The organism is Sphingobium fuliginis (assembly GCF_004152845.1).
GTDB classification, from domain to species: domain Bacteria; phylum Pseudomonadota; class Alphaproteobacteria; order Sphingomonadales; family Sphingomonadaceae; genus Sphingobium; species Sphingobium fuliginis.
Map to the genome: position 1 here is coordinate 1 of NZ_SEON01000003.1, position 16,866 is coordinate 16,866.

Consider the following 16,866-nt stretch of genomic DNA (forward strand, 5'->3'; position numbering starts at 1 on the left):
AACTCCCGCAGCCGCTCCCACTGATCATCCCGCAGCACTTCGCCTTCCACGCCAGCCTCCAAAAGCCAGCCTTGAATCACAAATCCAAACCGTCGTGAATCCCTAAAATGTCACTACTGCCTAGAGCATCGTGCGGAAAAGCCTGTCCTGCATCTGTCGAAGGGTGGGAACCGGTTTCTGCCTGAAAGGATGCGGCATCAGAAATCTGGAGCGCGCGACCGGCGTCCGACCTGACGCGGCGCGCTCCAGCCGATTCGGTCAATGCGCGGCCAGCATCCACAGCGCCATGGCGACCATCATGACATTCTCCGTCAGGGAGACGAAACCGAGCGGCACGTTGCCGCTGCCGCCGACGCAGGCGCATTTGAGTTCGCGCTTTTCGAGATAGACGGCCTTGAAAACCGAAACCGCACCGATCCCGCCGATGAAGAGCGCCACGGGGATCGACAGCCATTCGAGCGCACCCGCCAGCATCAGCACGCCTGCACCGAGTTCAAGGAAGGGATAGACATATCCATAGGGGACAAGACGGCGGGCGAGCAGGTCGTAGTTCAGGAACATGGTCGCAAAGCGGTCCACATCCTGCAATTTCAGCATGGCGAGCAGCATCATGGAGATCGCGATGAAGCGCTCCGCCGTCATGATGCCGATGAGCGGCATCTCCGTCAGCCAGTTGGTCGCCAAGGCAAGCAGGGCCGCGACCGCGAAGACGGCAAGGACCGGCCTGTAGCTTTTCGCCTGCGGATCGGCGACCGTCAGGCCGAAAAGGCGGCGAAGATCGTCATGGCCGCCGATCCTTTGCCCGTCGATGAAGATCTGCGGCGTCGTTCCGACATTGTGCGCGGCCTTGAAGGCGTCGGTTTCGTCGCGGCTGGTAAGCCAGTGATCCTCGACCTCATAACCCTTGCGCTTCAGCAGCCATCTGGCCTTGAGTCCGAAGGGGCAGATGTGGCCAGGCATCACCATGCGGTAAAGGACGGCTTTGCCGGGAACTGGGGTGGAGGCGGCCACTGTGGTCATCGCATCGCTTTCTCTTGAGAGGTTCGCTTCGCACCCCATATGGGGTCCGTACCACGGTCCGGAGTCAAGCATGACGATGACGATTTCCGGTCTGGCGCGCGCGGGCGGCGTCGGCGTCGAGACCATACGCTTCTATCAGCGGCGCGGCCTGCTGGATACGCCCGACCGGCCGGAAGGCGCCGGTCTTGCGGGCGGCGTGCGGCGCTATGGCGAGGAGGATGCACGGCGTCTGAGGTTCATCCGTTCGGCGCAGGCGGCCGGATTCACGCTGGACCAGATCGGGGAGTTGCTGCGGCTGGATGCGGGACAGGACCGCGCGCGGGCGCGTGAACTGGCGGCGGAGCGGCTGGCGGCGCTGGACCTGAAGATCGCGGAGCTGGAGACTGCACGGGACAGCCTGCGGCGACTTGCCAGCGCATGCCATGCCTCGCAGGAAGGCCCTTGCCCGATCATCTCCGCCTTTGAGGAGTAGGGGGACCTCAGAAGCCGGCCATCAGCCCGTCGATCGCGCCCTGCAGGATGTAACTCGCGGCGAGCTTGTCCACCAGTTCACCTCGCCGCGCGCGGCTGGCATCCGCCTCCAGCAGCGTCCGCGTCACCGCCTGCGTCGACCAGCGCTCGTCCCACAGCAGGATCGGCAGGCCGAGGTCGGCGATGTTCCGGGCGAAGGCGCGGCTTGCCTGGCTGCGCGGGGATTCGCTGCCGTCCAGGTTGAGCGGCAGGCCGATCACCACGCCCTTCACCAATTGCTGTTCCATGAACGCCGCCAGCGCGACCTTGTCCTTGGTGAACTTGCCGCGGCTGACGGTATGGGCCGGGCTGGCGATCGACCATCCCGCATCGCACAGCGCAAGGCCGATCGTCTTGGTGCCCACGTCCAGCCCGATCAGGCGGCCGCCATGGGGCAGGGCTTCGCGGAAAACCGCGCGGTCGGCGGTAAGAATGGACATGTCTATTTCTTCAGAAAGGCGGCCAGCCGCTGTTTCGCATCCTCGCGCACATCGGCCCAGAACAGCGCATAGTCATAGACGTGATAATTATTGCCCGGCAAGGTGAAGGGCCCCATGTCCACCGGCTCGCCGATCATCAGCACGCCGCTGGTGTCGCAGCGGGCGGGGACGATGCCGGGAACCAGCCGGGTCGGCTTGTCGGCATCCCGCGCGTCCAGCGTGCCGCGATTGGCGCTGGCGGGCGCGGCCCCGTTGAAGGCGCCGGTGATGGGATTGGTGCAGAGCATGTGCGTGCCCTTGTGCGGCCTGCCGGTGAAGCTCGGCTTGCGTTCGAAATTTTCGATCACCGCTGACGGATCGGCCGGTTCGGCATAGCTTTGCCAGCTCACGATGCAATGCGACTGCTGCCGCCGCGCGCAGGCGGGAAGTCCAAGCGCGGGCAGGTCGGCCTCTACCGAAATCGGCCAGCCCACGGCATAGACGGCGGCGATGCGGTCGGCGACCGGCTTGCCGGCGACCTGCTCCCGCAACAGTTTGAGCAGATGGAGCGACCCCTGGCTATGGGCCGCGAGGATCAGCGGACCTTCGGGATTGGCTTTCAGGAATGCGGCAAAGGCTTGCGCAACATCGCGATAGGCTGCGGCGAGGGATTGCTCGCCAGCCGGCTTGTCGGTCAGGAACGCCCCGTAATTGGCCTGGCGGTAGCGAGGCGCCCAGACGGAACCCGCCGCGTTGAAGGCGCTCGCCTGATTCTGCACGAAGCGCCGCGCGGTGGCGAGGGATTCCTGGTCATCCAGCCGCATGTTCCAATGCGCGTCGCCCAGCGTGGTGATGTAGGAGGTCGGGTGAATGAAGAAGACCGTCGCCTTTTCCGCCGACGGCGCGTCCTTCACGCCTTCGGGAGTCCACAGGGCGGGGTTGTCCTTCACGATGTCGGGCCGGGCGATCCACATCTTCGGATCGTCATAGGCGTTGGCGGGGAGCGGTTCGATTTGCGCGAAGGCTTCCCGAGGGACCATGACCGCGCGGATCATCTGCATCCCCCAGATGCGATAGGCCAGCAATGCCGCGATCACCAGCACGATCAGGCCGGTTACGACATAGAGGAACTTGCGGGCCAAGGATTGCTCTCCCTAGTGATGGACTGTTTCTGTCTGGCGTAAGCCGCGAGCGTGCGCAAGGTCTCGGAGGATCGGGACTTGAAGCGGGCGTGGCCGGGTGGTAGCGGCGGGGCCATGTCGATAGACCTTCAGACCGTGAAAAAGATCGCCAGCCTTTCGCGCATTTCGGTGACCGACGCCGAAGCGGAGGCGATGGTGCCCGAACTCAACAACATCCTGGGCTGGGTGGAGCAATTGGGCGAGGTGGACGTGACCGGCGTGGAGCCGATGACCGCTGTCATCCCCAATCATCTGCGCCTGCGCGACGATGTCGTCACCGACGGCAATGTTCGCGACAAGGTGCTGGCCAATGCGCCGCAGGCCGAACATGGCTTCTTCGCGGTTCCCAAAGTTATCGAATGAGTGGGAATCTTTCACCCGTTCGGGCTGAGCTTGTCGAAGCCCAGTCCTTTCTTGAAGAGAAGTGCGGCCCTTCGACAGGCTCAGGGCGAACGGAAATTTGGGTATGACCAACCTTACTGATCTGACGGTCGCGGAAATCCGCGACGGCTTCCGCGCGGGCGACTTTTCGGCGCGCGAAGTGGCGGCGGCGTTCAATGCCAATGTCGCCGCCGCCAAGGCGCTGAACGCCTTCATCGTGGAAACGCCGGAAAAGGCGCTGGAAGCCGCCGACGCCGCCGACAGGGCGAGGGCTGCGGGCGAGGCGTTGAAGCCGCTTTCGGGCGTGCCGATCGGCATGAAGGATCTGTTCTGCACCGAAGGCGTGCAGACGACCGCCGCGAGCCACATGCTCGAAGGCTTCAAGCCCACCTATGAATCCACGGTTTCGAAGAAGCTGTGGGACGCGGGCGCGGGCATGCTGGGCAAGCTCAACCTCGACCAGTTCGCCATGGGCTCTTCGAACGAGACCAGCTATTACGGCAATGTGATCTCGCCCTGGCGGCGGGGCGGCGGCGACAATGCCGCGCTGGCGCCCGGCGGTTCCTCGGGCGGTTCTTCGGCGGCGATTTCGGCGCGGCTCTGCCCGGCGGCGACCGGCACCGATACGGGCGGCTCGATCCGCCAGCCTGCTGCCTTCACCGGCATTTCCGGCATCAAGCCGACCTATGGCCGCTGCTCCCGCTGGGGCATCGTCGCCTTCGCTTCTTCGCTGGATCAGGCCGGGCCGATGGCGCGGACGGTGCGCGACAATGCGATCCTGCTGGAAAGCATGGCGGGCTTCGATCCCAAGGATTCGACGTCGCTCGATCTGGCCGTGCCGCAGTGGGAAGCCAGCCTGTCGAGCGACCTTCGGGGCAAGAAGGTCGGCATTCCCAGGGAGTATCGCCCCGATGGCCTGAACGCCGAAATTGCGGCGCTGTGGGACCGCGGCATCGAATGGCTGAAGGATGCGGGCGCCGAGGTTGTCGAAGTGTCGCTGCCGCATACGAAGTACGCGCTGCCGACCTATTATATCATCGCGCCGGCGGAGGCGTCATCGAACCTCGCCCGCTATGACGGCGTGCGTTACGGCCAGCGCGACCTGCCCGATGGGGCGGGCCTCCAGGATATGTATGCCGCGACCCGCGCCGCCGGTTTCGGGCCGGAGGTCAAGCGCCGCATCATGATCGGCACCTATGTGCTGTCGGCGGGCTTCTACGACGCCTATTATACGCAGGCGCAGAAGGTTCGGGCGCTGATCGCCCGCGATTTCGACCAGGCCTTCGAGAAATGCGACCTGCTGCTGACGCCGACCGCGCCGAGCGCCTCCTTCGCGCTGGGCGAGAAGCAGGCCGATCCGCTGGCCATGTATCTGAACGACGTCTTCACCGTGCCGGCTTCGCTGGCGGGACTGCCGGCGATAGCGGTGCCGGGCGGGCTGGACGCGCAAGGTCTGCCGCTGGGTCTCCAGATCATCGGCAAGGCGCTGGACGAGCAGACCGTGCTGAACGCGGGCCTCGCGATCGAGGAACGCGCGGGCTTTGCGGCGCGGCCGGAGAAATGGTGGTAAAGCAAACACCGTTCGCCCTGTTGAAAGGAGCCGCTTGTCTCCTTGCAATGTCGAAGGGCCTCACTTCTCTTCAAGAAAGGACTGGGCTTCGACAGGCTCAGCCCGAACGGAAAAAGAAACATGAGTGAATATCGCATCCAGGGCGCAACCGGCGAGTGGGAGGTCGTGATCGGCCTGGAAGTCCATGCGCAGGTGACGAGCCAGGCGAAGCTCTTTTCCGGCGCGGCCACCGCTTTCGGCGCGGAGCCGAACACGCAGGTGAGCCTGGTCGACGCGGCCATGCCCGGCATGCTGCCCGTGCCCAACCGCGAGTGCATCCGCCAGGCGGTGCGCACCGGCATGGCGATCAAGGCGCAGATCAACAAATGGTCGCGTTTCGACCGGAAGAACTATTTCTACGCGGACCTGCCGCAGGGCTACCAGATCAGCCAGCTCTACCATCCGCTGGTGGGCGAGGGCGCGATCGAGATCAGCCTGGACGAGAAGAACCCCGATGCGCAGGTCAAGACGATCGGCATCGAGCGCATCCATGTCGAGCAGGACGCAGGCAAGCTGATGCACGACCAGCATCCGACGCGGTCCTATGTCGACCTGAACCGTTCGGGCGTGGCGCTGATGGAAATCGTGTCGAAGCCGGACATGCGCTCGCCTGCGGAGGCTGGCGCCTATCTGTCGAAGCTGCGGACGATCCTGCGCTATGTGGGGTCCTGCGACGGCAATATGGATCAGGGCTCGATGCGCGCGGACGTCAACGTCTCGGTCCGCAAGCCGGGCGAGCCGTTCGGCACTCGCACCGAAACGAAGAATGTCAATTCCGTCCGCTTCGTCATGGCCGTGGTGGAACATGAGGCCAGCCGTCAGGTGGACGTGCTGGAGGCCGGCGGCAAGGTGGTGCAGGAAACCCGGCTCTACGACCCGGACAAGAATGAAACGCGCTCCATGCGGTCGAAGGAAGACGCGCATGACTATCGCTATTTCCCCGATCCCGACCTGCTGCCGCTGGAACTGGACGACGCCTTCCTGGAGGAATGCCGCCAGTCGCTGCCTGAATTGCCTGACGCCAAGCGCCAGCGCTATGAGCAGGCGCTTGGCCTTTCCGCCTATAATGCCGCGACGCTGACTGCCGACGCCGACACGGCGCGCTGGTTCGAGGCGCTGCTGGCCGAAGGCGCGCGCATCCAGAAGAAGAGCGAGGGCGAAGTCGCAAAGGCGTCCGCCAACTGGCTGCTGTCGGAGCTTTACGGCGCGCTCAACCGCCTGGGCAAGACGCTGGAGGAAAGCCCCGTCAGCCCCGAAGAGGGCGCGGAACTGCTGGCCCTCATTGCCGACGGCACGATCAGCGGCACCATCGCCAAGCAGGTGTTCGAGATCATGCTCGAAACCGGCGACAGCGCGCCCAGGATCGTTGAGGAAAAGGGGCTGAAGCAGACCAGCGACACCGGCGCCATCGAGGCCGCGGTCGCCAAGGTGCTGGCCGACAATGCGGACAAGGTCGAACAGTATAAGGCGGGCAAGGAGGCGCTGTTCGGCTTCTTCGTCGGTCAGACGATGAAGGCCATGCAGGGCAAGGCCAATCCGCAGGTGGTGAATGAGTTGATCAGGAAGGCGCTGGCCTGATTGGTCCATTATGAACGATGTCTGTTCCAGCAGACATCGTTCGATCTGTACCTAAGATGTTCTCTTTGCTAAGCCCTTGAGCAACAGCCGCCATGAGTCGGGGGACTTGGCTGTGTGCAGGGGGAACATTCATGCGATTTGCGTTCGGCCACGCCATTTTGTGCCTTTTGCTCGGCTGCCTGTCGCCGGCCGTCATGGCGCAGGAAAAGTCCGCCGTACGGCAGGGCTTCCTGCTCGATCCGAATTCGACCAAAATCCTGTTGTTCAGGCCCAGGGTGACCGTTGGGAGCCAGTCGACCGCGGGCATGTTCGAACCCAATGCCGACTGGACGCAACAGGCGCGGGACAATCTGGATCTGGCCCTGGCGGAAGCGCAGCAGCGTCTGGGCAATGAGATTGTCGGTTCGGCCGATCCTGTGGGACAGCAGGCCGAAAGCTTGGCCGAATATCAGTCGCTCTTCGGCATCGTCGCGCAATCGGTGATCGAATTTCAGTTCTTCCCCGGCAATCGATTGCCAACGAAGAAGCGCGAAGGCGCGGCGTTCGACTGGACGCTGGGGCCCGGCGTATCCGCGCTCGCCGCCCGCTCGGGCGCGCGCTATGGGCTGTTCATCTTTACGGAGGACCAGTTCGGATCGACCGGACGGAAGATTTTCCAGCTGTTCGCGGCCATGGGCGGCGTCGGCATCACCTCCGGCCAGCATAAGGGCTTTGCAGGTCTGGTGGACCTTGCGAGCGGGGACCTGCTCTGGCTCAATGCGGACCTGCAGATGGGCGGCGATGTCCGGACCATGGAGGGCGCCCGCCGCCGCGTAACGCAGTTGCTGGAGGATTTCCCCGGCAGCACCCCCAGCCTTGCCGCTGCCGCCCAATGACGGGCGCGTTGCTGAGGGCAATGGCGCTGCTGGCCTTGACTCTGCCGGTGGCGGCGGCGGCGGCCCGCGGGCCCGCCGATCTCCCGCCCTACGGCCAGGCCTATCAGCCGCAAGGGACGGACGAGCGTGGCCTGTGGATGCTGGCCGATGAGGATGAGCGGGAACTGCGCGACTCCAAATTCCTCATCGACGATCCGGCCCTGCAGGCCTATGTGGCTGGCGTCCTGTGCCGGGCTGTGGGTCAGGACCGATGTCGGGGCGTGCGCATCTATCTGGTCCGGGTCGCATCCTTCAACGCCAATATGGCCCCCAACGGCACGATGCAGGTCTGGAGCGGGCTCCTGCTGCGGGTTCGAAGCGAGGCGGAACTGGCGGCGGTACTTGGCCATGAGTTCGCTCATTTCGAGCTGCGACACAGCCTTTCAGGCTTCCGGAGGCAACGTTCAGCGACCGACATCGCCGCCTGGGCGGCCTTTCTGGGTCAATATGGCGCGACCGTGCAGCAGGCGGCGGTCGGCTCATTCTTCCAGTTCAACCGCGATCAGGAAAAACAGGCCGACCTGCTCTCGCTCAAATATGCGATCCAGTCCCCTTATTCGGCGCAGGCGGCGGCGCATGTCTGGCAGCGGCTCATGGATGAGGCGGATGCGACCGCGCTGGGGCGCAAACAGCGCAGCCAACGCTATGATCGTGTCGCCTTCTTCTCCACCCATCCGACCAATCTCGATCGCGCGACCTATCTCGCGGCGCTGTCCGCCGATGTCGCGGCCAAGCCGGAGGGCGCGGAAAGCTATTCGGCGGCGCTTGCCAAATGGCTGCCGGATTTTCTGTCCGACCAGATGAAGCTCAACGATTTCGGCGGTACGGAATATCTGTTGTCGTCGCTGGCGGGGGAGCATTGGACCGCGCCCCTGCTGTTCGCGCGGGCCGAACTGTACCGCCAGCGCGGCAATCCGCGCGATCTGGCGGCGGCGGCCGATTTCTACCGATCGGCGCTCGCGGCGGACCCCGGCCTGGCGGAGGGCTGGCGCGGATTGGGTCTGTGCCTGATGCGCAACCGTCAGCGGACCGAAGGCGCGGATGCGCTCAAGAATTACATCCGGCTGCGTCCCCAGGCGGCCGATATTCCCATGCTCCAGACGATGACCGGCGAATAGGATTTCTCATGGCGAAACGAATTTCATCTTTTCTGGCCGTGATCTGCACGGTTCTGGCGGCGCAGCCGCTGATGGCCGGCAATGCCCTGATGCCGGCGGGGACGTCCGTTGCCGTGGCCAAATCGACCCTGACCGTCACGCCGGACCGGGAGTGGAACCGCCTGTCCGCCCGTCCGGGCCGCAATTCGGAGACATGGACGCTGGACGGTGACGATCTGAACGGCGTCAATTTCTACAGTATCGAAACCGGGCGGACCTTGTTTCGGGAGGTGAGCAGGAAGACCAGGCCGCTGCCGCGCTTTTCCTCGACCATGTTGCTGACCGATATTCCTGCGCTGCTGGAAAATAGTTATCGCATCGCGCTTGGGACGACGCTCTTTTCGATGACCGCCATCGAGCCTGCGACATTTCTGGGCGAAAAGGGCGTGCGCTTTTCCTACAGTTTCCGAAAGCAGATGGAGGATGTGTCGCGCAGCGGCGAAGCGGTGGGCGCCATCGTCAAGGGCAGGCTGTACCTGGTGACGTTCGATGCGCCGGCCATTCTCTATTTCGATCGGGACGTTCCAGCCTTTCGACAGATATGGTCCTCGGCCCGCCTCGAAACCCCTCCCGCTCTTGCGCGGCGCTGACGGGGGATAGCGAAAAGGGGCGCTGCCGGGGGAAGGCAGCGCCCCTTCCTTTACAGCCATGACACCGTTGGGAACCGGCTCATGTCATGGCGGATCGGCGGGCCGGGAGGGTCTGTGGGGTGTGGCCCGCCAATTCACTGCTAGGACGTCACAGGATGAAGTTAACCGTCGCCCGGAGGGAGAGGGCGACATGATTTTGTTGTTCCTCCGCCCCGAATTCGCCGCCGACGCGGAAAGTTTCGGTGCCGCCGATCAGCCGGGCGCGGCCGGTCCACCCGCTGGTGCGCTTGTCCGAGACCAGGGTGAAGTCCTCGCCACCGGCGAAATGGGCGGTGGTGTCGCCCAGTGATCCGCCGATGATCTGGCGCCGTCCACCCTCCAGCTCGAACCGCATCCAGCCATCCTCCCGATTGAGGCTGCCGAAATCGTAACCGACGGTGACATTGCCGCTGGCGGTCAATTCGTCGCTGGTGCGGCCGTCGACGATCAGGTCAAAGGCAGCGCCGCCGCCCGTCTCGCCATAGCCGTCTTCCTTCAGGCGGTAATAATCGATGCTTGCCGCCGGACGCAGGGTGAAGCGGTTGAAGCGCATCTCATAGGAGCCACCCGCCGTTGCGGAGTAAAGCTTGCCCGACCAGTCGCCATCCGCCGTGCGCACGACATCGCCGGATTCGAAATGGCGGCTGCCCCGGAAATCCACATGGGCCGCCGACAAGCGGGCATAGGTCTGGAGCGGGCCGAAATCGCCCCGCCAGTGCGCCGCCAGTTCGAACTGGTCGGAATCCACCGCATTGTCGGTGCTGCCCGAAGAGTCGCTGCCATGGATATAGGCGAAGGATGCGCCCAGGGCGCCGATCCCAGTCAGATATTCGGCGCCGAAGCTCGCCCCCCAGCCGTTGATGTCGTAGGATGCGGTGTCGCCCACGCTCTTGGAACTGCCGAACGCCACCTGTTGCAGCCAGAAGCCCAGACGCCCGTCAGCCGTGCGGTAGATGCCGCCCGGATCGCCAAGGATGCGGGCGGTCGCGCGCGAACCGGCGGTCACCGCCTCGAACGTGCCGCCGGCATGGTCGGGCAGCATCTGTTGCAGATTGGCCTTCAGCGTGTCGCCGTCGGTGATGGCAAGATAGCTGCCCGCAACGGCGCTGTCCTTGTCCAGCGCGTTGAAGATCGCGTCATAGGCTCGCGCCTGCGACCCGGTAAGGCCGAGTTCGGATACGGTCTTGGCCGCGATCGACAGCGTCACTTCCCCCGTCGCGGCGTTGCTGGCGATGGCGCCCTTGAACATATAGGGGATCAGCGTCGTGCTGGAGAGGGCGGGCGTGCCGCTCAACGATCCGGCGCGGACGATGACATAATCGCCCTCCGAACCGGCCACGCTGGTCAGGGTCGCCTTGACCTGCGATCCGCTGGCGAAGCTTGCGGCCCCCGCGACATTGTAGAGCGTGTTGGTGCCATTGGCCGTGTCGACCGTCACGCCGATGACGGAGGACCCGCCCACTGACAGCGAGGCGAGCGCGACCGTGCCCTTGTTGCCGGCGTTGAGGGTGCCGCCATTCATCACGACGGCGGTATTGCCGGCATTGCTGATCGCGCCGTTGAGAGTGGCGGTGCCGGAAAGGGTCAGCGTCGAGGCGCCGCCGCCGAAATCCACGCCGCCATTGATCTGCGCGCTTTCCGCCAGGCCAAGGCTGGAACCGTTCCCGCCCAGCGCCACATTACCCGTCAGGGTGGAGGAGCCGGACAGCGCCAGGCGGTTGCTGCCGCCGCCCAGGTCGACATTGCCCGCAATGCTGCCGGCGGAGATCGTCACGACGTCATTGCCCGATCCCAGCCGCACGTCGCCCGTGATCTTCGGCGCGCTTGCCGTGGCGGAGGCAAGCGACTGGGTCAGGGCGACGCCGTTGCCATTGGCGGTCATATCGATGGCGACGTTCGATCCGCTCTTGCCTCCAGTCGCAGAGATGGTGCCGGTGTTGGACAGGGACGACACCGTGCCGGAAGAATCGAGGATGGCGATGGCAGCGCCATCCTTGCTGCTGAGCGCCGTGGCGGAAATGGCGCCGCTGTTCACGATGGCGCGGCCCGTCGCGCCTGCGTCGATCACCAGCGCGCGTGCCGACGTGCCGGCGATGCTGGAGCCGGTCGCGCTCACCGCCCCGCCGATCTGGAGGGTGTCGGCCGTGGCGCCGCTGCCCAAACGAATGGCCGTCGCATTACTGTCATAGGATGTGGCGCCGACCGATCCCGACACCAGCAGGCCCTTGGTCAGGGTGACATTGCCGCCCAGCCCGCCAATGGCGAGGCCGCTGGCGCTGACGCCGTCATAGACGCCATATCCGGCAATCGATCCCTTGACGATCAGGCCATAGCCCGAACTGTCCGCAGCCACCGGACCGATGGTCGTGGCCGCCGTGGCCGAACCGATCCGCACGGCAGCGGCGGAGCCATAGGTGATGATCGCGGCGGACCCTTCGCTGGCGTCGGTCAGCCCGTCATTGTCGACATCCGGCTTGGTGCTGTCCAGCGTCGGTGGAATGTCGAAGATGACGCCGCCCGTGACATTGCCGGCGATCGTCACGGCCGATCCGCCCTGGAGCAGATCGTCCGCATCCAGCTTGGAAGCGTCGCTCGGACGCGAAGTATAACGATAACCGGTGCTGGTGATCGTGCCCTGGATCTTGACCGCTCCGGTCACGTCCCCTTGCAGGGCAAGGCCGGTGCTGTTGGCGCCCGTGACGGCTGTCGTTCCGCGGATGGTGACATTGCCGGTGACCGCATTGGCCAGCACGCCATAGCCATTGTCGCCCACTACGCTGGTGGAGCCGCTGGTCGACAGATTGCCGGTCAGCGACGCGTCGATGCGGATGCCGGCGGACTGATTGCCTTCGATGGTGATGGTGCCGCTGCTGTCGATATTGCCCATATGCGCCGCGCCCGGCTGGACCCAGATGCCATTGCGGTTCGAACCCTTGGCGAAGGGGCCGTCCAGGTCGCCGTCCTTGTCGTCGTCGGTGGGGGTATAGTCCTCGTCCAGCGTGATCGTGCCGCTATGGGTGATGTTGCCGCTGGTGCCCGCCGCCGCGCGAATGCCGGTCGCGCCGTCCGCGCCGGAAATCTTGAGCGTGCCGGCATTGCTGACCTTGTTGTTGCTGTCCTGGGTGATGGCGGTGCCGCCGGTCAGCGTGATCGATCCAGCGGAACTGACCGTGACGTCATCCGCGGCGCCATTGGCGACGGTGGAGGTGCGGACGGCGGTGGTGGTGGAAGAACCGATGGTGGTTTCCGCCGCCGCATCGGCCACCGTCAGGGCGGCCAGAACGGGAGCGATGGCCGTGCAGGCCAGTAGATTGCGCATGATGTCTCCTCTGCGTGCCGCGCCTCTTTCCGATGAGCGCGCATGCGGCGAAGACGGCGCGGGAACGCCTGTCCCGTCAGTTAAAAATAATGCGATGCAGGATCAGAAGGCGAAATCCAGGCCAAGCCGGACAGTGCGCGGACGCAGCGGCGTCACATAATCCCCGCTAAGGTCGAAGGGCGTGCCCAGCGAGAAGCGGTTGCCGCTGCTGTCGAGCAGGTTGGTGAGGGAGAGCGACCATTGCACCGTCCCATGGGTCAGCGCCGCGCTGAGCGCCGTGTCCACATAGTCGCCCTGTTCCCGGCCCAATATCGGCCCCACGCCCAGGCGCGACTTGCCGACATAGCGGGCCGATCCGCTGAGTTGGAGCCGCATGTCCCCTCCCATCGGCGCGCGATAGTCGAAGCCGACGCGGCCGCCCCAATTGGCGACATTGGGCAGGCTCAAGGACTGCCCCTCATAGGAGAGCAAGCGCAGGAATTGCGCCGGGCGGCTGAGGCGGCTGTCATTGTAGATGATGCTGCCGTCCAGCGTCAGCCGCGACGCGGGGCGGACGGCGACGCGCCCCTCCACCGTATAGATGCGCCCGTCCCCGATATTGGCGGTGGTGGGAATGCCGATCCGGTCGGTGACGTCGGCCTGGATGTCCCGCCATCTGGTATAGGCGACATTGCCCGTGACCGCGACCGGATCGATGCCCGGAATGCCCCTGCGGAAGCCCAGTTCCACCGTGGAGGCGCGGTCGTTGCGGAACCGCTGGATATGCTGGTCGTCGACAGCCAGCCCGCCGGGACGGAAACCCTGCTGGAACCGGGCATAGACGGTCGTCCCGGGCAAGGCGTCGGTCAGCAGGGAGAAGGAGGGGAGGAAGATCGTCTCGCTCCGGTTCGCCTGCGCCTCCGCGCGTGCGATGGCGGCAAGGGACAAGAGGGCGATGGGGTCCAGCACCTCGCCGGTCAGGCGGCTGTTGGTCAGTCGGCCGCCCACCGTGGCGATCAGGCCGCGCATGGGTTCGAACGACGCTTCGCCGAAGAGCGTCGCCTCGCGGATGCGGTTGTGCACGCCGGTCGAGGTCGCGGCCATGCCCCGCCCGTACATCGGCACGCCGGGAATGACCTGCGGCTGCATCAGGGCCGTTCCATAGGAGGTCAGCGAACGCTGAATATCCGACGTGCTTTCCAGATAGGATGCGCCCAATATCCAGCCCAGGCCATTGTCCAGGTCGCGGACGATGCGGTTTTCGGTCGAGAAGATGTCGACCTTGTTCCTTTGCCGGAACAGGGCGGCGGGCGCGTCCGCCCCGGCCATCTCATAAGGCGTCGCATCATAGCTTTCCGTCAATATGTTGCGCACGAAGCCGGTGGAGGAGACGAAGCGCAGATCGTCCCATTGCCGCTCCACCCGCAGATTGGCGAGCGCATAGTCGGACGAATAGGGCTGGGCGACGGCGGAAGCGCGCTTGAGGTCGCCTATCGCCTTCGCGGCATATTGCGCATCGTCGCCCTCGATCCGCTGGAAGACCCCGGTGAGGTCGATGGTCCAGTTCTCGTCCGGCGCGAAACGGAGCGCGGCGCGGCCGCCATAGGTGCGGATGCGGTTGACGTCATGCCTGTCGCGCAGGACATCGTCGATATAGCCGCCGTCCTGCACGCCATAGCCGACGATGCGCAGCGCGATCTTCTCCGTCACGACCGGCAGGTTGATCGTCGCGGCCAGGTCGCCGCCCGGATCGCCATGCTGCGTCGCGCTGAGCCCGGCGGAGACCTGCCCGCCGGCGCGCACCAGGTTGGGCGCATTGGGGATCATGCGCACGATGCCGCCCAGCGATCCCGCGCCATATAGCGTGCCTTGCGGCCCTTCCAGCACCTCCACGCCCTGCATGTCGTAGAGCCGGAGGTCCGGGTCCGGCGCGGCGTAGTTGAGGCGCATGTCGCCCAGATATTGTCCCGTCGTCGCCTGGGTCGGTCCGGCAACGCCGGAGTCCGCGATGGCGCGGATGAACAGCTTGTTGCGGCCCGTGCCCGCATGGGTGGAGCTGAGGCTCGCCACGCGGAAGATCAGGCTGGCGGTGCCGCCGGCCGCCTCCCCGGCGGTGAAGGCGTCGTCGCCCACCACATCGACCATCCCGGCATAGCGGGGAAGCGGGGTGTCGCGCTTGGATGCGGTGACGATGATCTCGGCCGGTTCGGGCGCGGCTTGCGGAGCGGGTTGGGCGATGCGGGCGCGGGGCTGCTCGCGCACCACCGCCGGCGTCCGGACGATCCGCCAGGTGGTCGCGTCGATACGCCGGATGCTGGCGCCGCTGCCCTTGACCAGCCGCTTGAGCGCGGCTTCCACCGACAGGCGTCCCTCCACGGCGGGAGTGGCCACGCCCGCCAGCGACTGGTCCGACATGCCGATGCTGGCCCCGGTCTGGCGGCCGAGCGCTATCACCGCCTCGCCCAGCCGTCCGGGGGCGATGCTGATCTGCTGTCTTTCCGCCGCTTGCCCAGGCGAAGCGGCCATCATGGCGAGGGCGGTGACGAACAGGACGTCAGCGTGGCGGGCCATCCCCCTCCCTCAACAGCCAGCCGTCGCCCTGCCTGACGGCGCTGAGGCCCATCAGCGGCGCTGCCTGGCCAAAGAAGCGCGCCGGGTCGCGGTGCAGGCGGATCGTTCCGGTGAAGCGCATCGTCCCCGCGCCGGGGGTGGCGGTGAGCCGGACGCCCAGTGAGCGGGCGATGTCGGCGCTGATCTGCGTCACCGGGGCGTTCGCATAGGTGAGGCGGCCCTGACGCCAGCTTGCGACGGCGTCGGTGGCGACGTCCATGACGCGCAGGCCGTTCTCATCCTCCATCAGCGCGCGGCCGGCGGGCAGGGCGATGGCTTCCGCCTTCGGATTGTAGATGACCTCGCCCTCCGACACGCCGATGCGGGTCGCATTGCCGGCGCGGACGATGTTGAAGACGGTGCCCGCATCCTCGAACAGCGCGTCGCCCACGGTGACGCGGAAGGGATTGGCGGCGTCATGCCGGACGGTGAAGGCGGCCTCGCCGCTGTCGAGCGCCGCGAAGCGCGCGTCATGCCGGTCGAAGCGCATGGTCGTGCCGCCGTTCAGTTCGACGCGGGTGCCCTCGTCCAGCGCGACGGTGCGGGTTTCGCCGGGCCTGGTCGTGACGGTGTAGATGTCGCTGCGGTTCCACATACCGACCGATATGGCCGCCACCAGCGCCGCCGCCACCGCCCCGCCGCCGATCAGCGATCGGGACCAGCGCCAGCCGCGCTCGCCCGCATCATTGGCCGGAGCGGCCATGGTCACGGGCTCCGTTGGAACGATCTCTGCCAGATCGGCATCCGCCGCCATCAATGCATCATAGGCGGGCGCATGCACGGGATCGGCCTCCAGCCATGCGGTGAAGGCTTCCCAATCGGCAAATTCGGGATCGCGCGTGCGGATGACCCATCCGAGCGCCTCCTCGTTCATCATGGCTTCAGCCCTGTTCATGTCAGCCCCTCATCTGAGCCAGACGCCGCCGCCTTCCTCATTCCGTATCCATTTTCTGCTTGAGGGCGATCATGGCGCGATAGGCCTTTTGCAGATCCTTCTCCACGGTGGTGAGGCTGACGCCCAGTTCCTCCGCGATCAGCCTTTGCCCGACGCCCTCCAGGCGGAAGCGCCGGAACACCAGCTCGACGCGCGGCCCCAGGGATTGCAGCACGGCGCGCGCCTCCTCCAGCCGTTCGTTCAGGATCAGCCGTTCGTCCACGGCGATGTCCTCCGACGGGTCGGCCATCACGCCGCCCGCACCCTCCGCCCAATCCTGCTCGCGCCGTTCGCGGCGGGTGGCGGAACGATAGCGGTCCAGCATCAGGTTGTTCGCCATGCGGTAGAGATAGGGCAGGGGATCGGCAATCGGCCCCAGATCCTTCTCCTCCAGCTTCATCCACATGTCCTGCAACAGATCCTCGGACTCGTCGCCCGCGCCGCGCGCGCGCAGGAACCGCAGCAGGGCGGGCCGGTTGTTCAGGAAGATGGCGGATAGGCCGGTAGCCATGAAGAGCTTGCGTCCAGTGGGATCAGGCGGTTGCCATAATGGGCCGATGAAGGCGTTGCAACGGGCAAGCGGCCCATGGGATATTGCCATTTACCTCCGGCCATGCCTGATCGGG

General features: G+C 65.6%; 14 protein-coding genes. 7 read left to right on the plus strand and 7 right to left on the minus strand.

Annotation, left to right across the window (positions count from 1 at the left end; translation table 11 throughout):
- Window positions 1-258: 258 nt before the first annotated feature.
- The gene (locus EWH10_RS08890) at window positions 259-1,020 is read right to left on the minus strand and encodes a MauE/DoxX family redox-associated membrane protein (protein WP_044662038.1); all 762 of its coding nucleotides are present in this window, start codon (window positions 1,018-1,020) and stop codon (window positions 259-261) included.
- A 70-nt stretch (window positions 1,021-1,090) separates the two neighbouring features.
- Between EWH10_RS08890 and EWH10_RS08895 the strand changes: the two genes are divergently transcribed.
- Window positions 1,091-1,492 carry a MerR family transcriptional regulator gene (locus EWH10_RS08895; RefSeq protein ID WP_044662039.1) on the plus strand — a complete coding sequence of 134 codons (402 nt, stop codon included), beginning with the start codon at window positions 1,091-1,093 and terminating at the stop codon, window positions 1,490-1,492.
- A 7-nt stretch (window positions 1,493-1,499) separates the two neighbouring features.
- Here the strand turns inward: EWH10_RS08895 and ruvX are convergent, their stop codons facing one another.
- Together ruvX and EWH10_RS08905 are read right to left on the minus strand one after the other, a co-directional pair.
- On the minus strand, window positions 1,500-1,970 hold the full coding sequence (gene ruvX / locus EWH10_RS08900; protein ID WP_044662040.1) for a Holliday junction resolvase RuvX: 471 nt from the start codon (window positions 1,968-1,970) through the stop codon (window positions 1,500-1,502).
- 2 nt (window positions 1,971-1,972) lie between these two features.
- Window positions 1,973-3,091, minus strand: a complete 1,119-nt coding sequence (locus EWH10_RS08905; RefSeq protein WP_025548065.1) for a DUF3089 domain-containing protein — start codon at window positions 3,089-3,091, stop codon at window positions 1,973-1,975.
- A 114-nt stretch (window positions 3,092-3,205) separates the two neighbouring features.
- Between EWH10_RS08905 and gatC the strand changes: the two genes are divergently transcribed.
- The 6 genes from gatC to EWH10_RS08935 all read left to right on the plus strand — a co-directional run bounded on the left by gatC (window position 3,206) and on the right by EWH10_RS08935 (window position 9,359).
- Window positions 3,206-3,493: an Asp-tRNA(Asn)/Glu-tRNA(Gln) amidotransferase subunit GatC gene (gene gatC / locus EWH10_RS08910; protein ID WP_025548067.1), complete on the plus strand. Its 288-nt coding sequence runs from the start codon at window positions 3,206-3,208 to the stop codon at window positions 3,491-3,493.
- A gap of 103 nt (window positions 3,494-3,596) precedes the next feature.
- Window positions 3,597-5,081, plus strand: coding sequence for an Asp-tRNA(Asn)/Glu-tRNA(Gln) amidotransferase subunit GatA (gene gatA / locus EWH10_RS08915; protein ID WP_044662041.1), 1,485 nt, complete (start codon window positions 3,597-3,599; stop codon window positions 5,079-5,081).
- A 120-nt stretch (window positions 5,082-5,201) separates the two neighbouring features.
- Window positions 5,202-6,698: an Asp-tRNA(Asn)/Glu-tRNA(Gln) amidotransferase subunit GatB gene (gatB, locus tag EWH10_RS08920; RefSeq protein WP_044662042.1), complete on the plus strand. Its 1,497-nt coding sequence runs from the start codon at window positions 5,202-5,204 to the stop codon at window positions 6,696-6,698.
- A 131-nt stretch (window positions 6,699-6,829) separates the two neighbouring features.
- Window positions 6,830-7,573 carry a hypothetical protein gene (locus EWH10_RS08925; protein ID WP_025548071.1) on the plus strand — a complete coding sequence of 248 codons (744 nt, stop codon included), beginning with the start codon at window positions 6,830-6,832 and terminating at the stop codon, window positions 7,571-7,573.
- A 20-nt stretch (window positions 7,574-7,593) separates the two neighbouring features.
- Window positions 7,594-8,730 (plus strand): M48 family metallopeptidase, encoded by a 1,137-nt coding sequence (locus tag EWH10_RS08930; RefSeq protein WP_229742542.1) that lies wholly within the window; start codon window positions 7,594-7,596, stop codon window positions 8,728-8,730.
- An 8-nt stretch (window positions 8,731-8,738) separates the two neighbouring features.
- A complete protein-coding gene (locus EWH10_RS08935) occupies window positions 8,739-9,359 on the plus strand; it encodes a hypothetical protein (protein ID WP_044662044.1) in 621 nt (206 codons plus the stop codon).
- 148 nt (window positions 9,360-9,507) lie between these two features.
- On the opposite strand, the gene EWH10_RS08940 is transcribed toward EWH10_RS08935, so the two are convergent.
- The 4 genes from EWH10_RS08940 to EWH10_RS08955 form a co-directional block, all read right to left on the minus strand.
- A complete protein-coding gene (locus EWH10_RS08940; protein ID WP_044662045.1) occupies window positions 9,508-12,717 on the minus strand; it encodes an autotransporter outer membrane beta-barrel domain-containing protein in 3,210 nt (1,069 codons plus the stop codon).
- A 102-nt stretch (window positions 12,718-12,819) separates the two neighbouring features.
- Window positions 12,820-15,267 (minus strand): TonB-dependent receptor, encoded by a 2,448-nt coding sequence (locus EWH10_RS08945; protein WP_044662046.1) that lies wholly within the window; start codon window positions 15,265-15,267, stop codon window positions 12,820-12,822.
- Window positions 15,251-16,183, minus strand: a complete 933-nt coding sequence (locus EWH10_RS08950) for a FecR family protein (protein ID WP_044663113.1) — start codon at window positions 16,181-16,183, stop codon at window positions 15,251-15,253. The genes EWH10_RS08945 and EWH10_RS08950 overlap by 17 nt, the downstream gene beginning before the upstream one ends.
- 55 nt (window positions 16,184-16,238) lie before the next feature.
- Window positions 16,239-16,751, minus strand: coding sequence for an RNA polymerase sigma factor (locus tag EWH10_RS08955; protein ID WP_044662047.1), 513 nt, complete (start codon window positions 16,749-16,751; stop codon window positions 16,239-16,241).
- Between the last annotated feature and the right edge of the window lie 115 nt (window positions 16,752-16,866).

Coding starts and splice junctions, on each gene's coding strand:
- EWH10_RS08890 (WP_044662038.1), bottom strand. CDS start 1,020: ATGACCACAGTGGCCGCCTCCACCCCAGTTCCCGGCAAAGCCGTCCTT.
- EWH10_RS08895 (WP_044662039.1), top strand. CDS start 1,091: ATGACGATGACGATTTCCGGTCTGGCGCGCGCGGGCGGCGTCGGCGTC.
- ruvX (WP_044662040.1), bottom strand. CDS start 1,970: ATGTCCATTCTTACCGCCGACCGCGCGGTTTTCCGCGAAGCCCTGCCC.
- gatC (WP_025548067.1), top strand. CDS start 3,206: ATGTCGATAGACCTTCAGACCGTGAAAAAGATCGCCAGCCTTTCGCGC.
- gatA (WP_044662041.1), top strand. CDS start 3,597: ATGACCAACCTTACTGATCTGACGGTCGCGGAAATCCGCGACGGCTTC.
- gatB (WP_044662042.1), top strand. CDS start 5,202: ATGAGTGAATATCGCATCCAGGGCGCAACCGGCGAGTGGGAGGTCGTG.
- EWH10_RS08925 (WP_025548071.1), top strand. CDS start 6,830: ATGCGATTTGCGTTCGGCCACGCCATTTTGTGCCTTTTGCTCGGCTGC.
- EWH10_RS08930 (WP_229742542.1), top strand. CDS start 7,594: ATGGCGCTGCTGGCCTTGACTCTGCCGGTGGCGGCGGCGGCGGCCCGC.
- EWH10_RS08935 (WP_044662044.1), top strand. CDS start 8,739: ATGGCGAAACGAATTTCATCTTTTCTGGCCGTGATCTGCACGGTTCTG.
- EWH10_RS08940 (WP_044662045.1), bottom strand. CDS start 12,717: ATGCGCAATCTACTGGCCTGCACGGCCATCGCTCCCGTTCTGGCCGCC.
- EWH10_RS08945 (WP_044662046.1), bottom strand. CDS start 15,267: ATGGCCCGCCACGCTGACGTCCTGTTCGTCACCGCCCTCGCCATGATG.
- EWH10_RS08950 (WP_044663113.1), bottom strand. CDS start 16,183: ATGATGAACGAGGAGGCGCTCGGATGGGTCATCCGCACGCGCGATCCC.
- EWH10_RS08955 (WP_044662047.1), bottom strand. CDS start 16,751: ATGGCTACCGGCCTATCCGCCATCTTCCTGAACAACCGGCCCGCCCTG.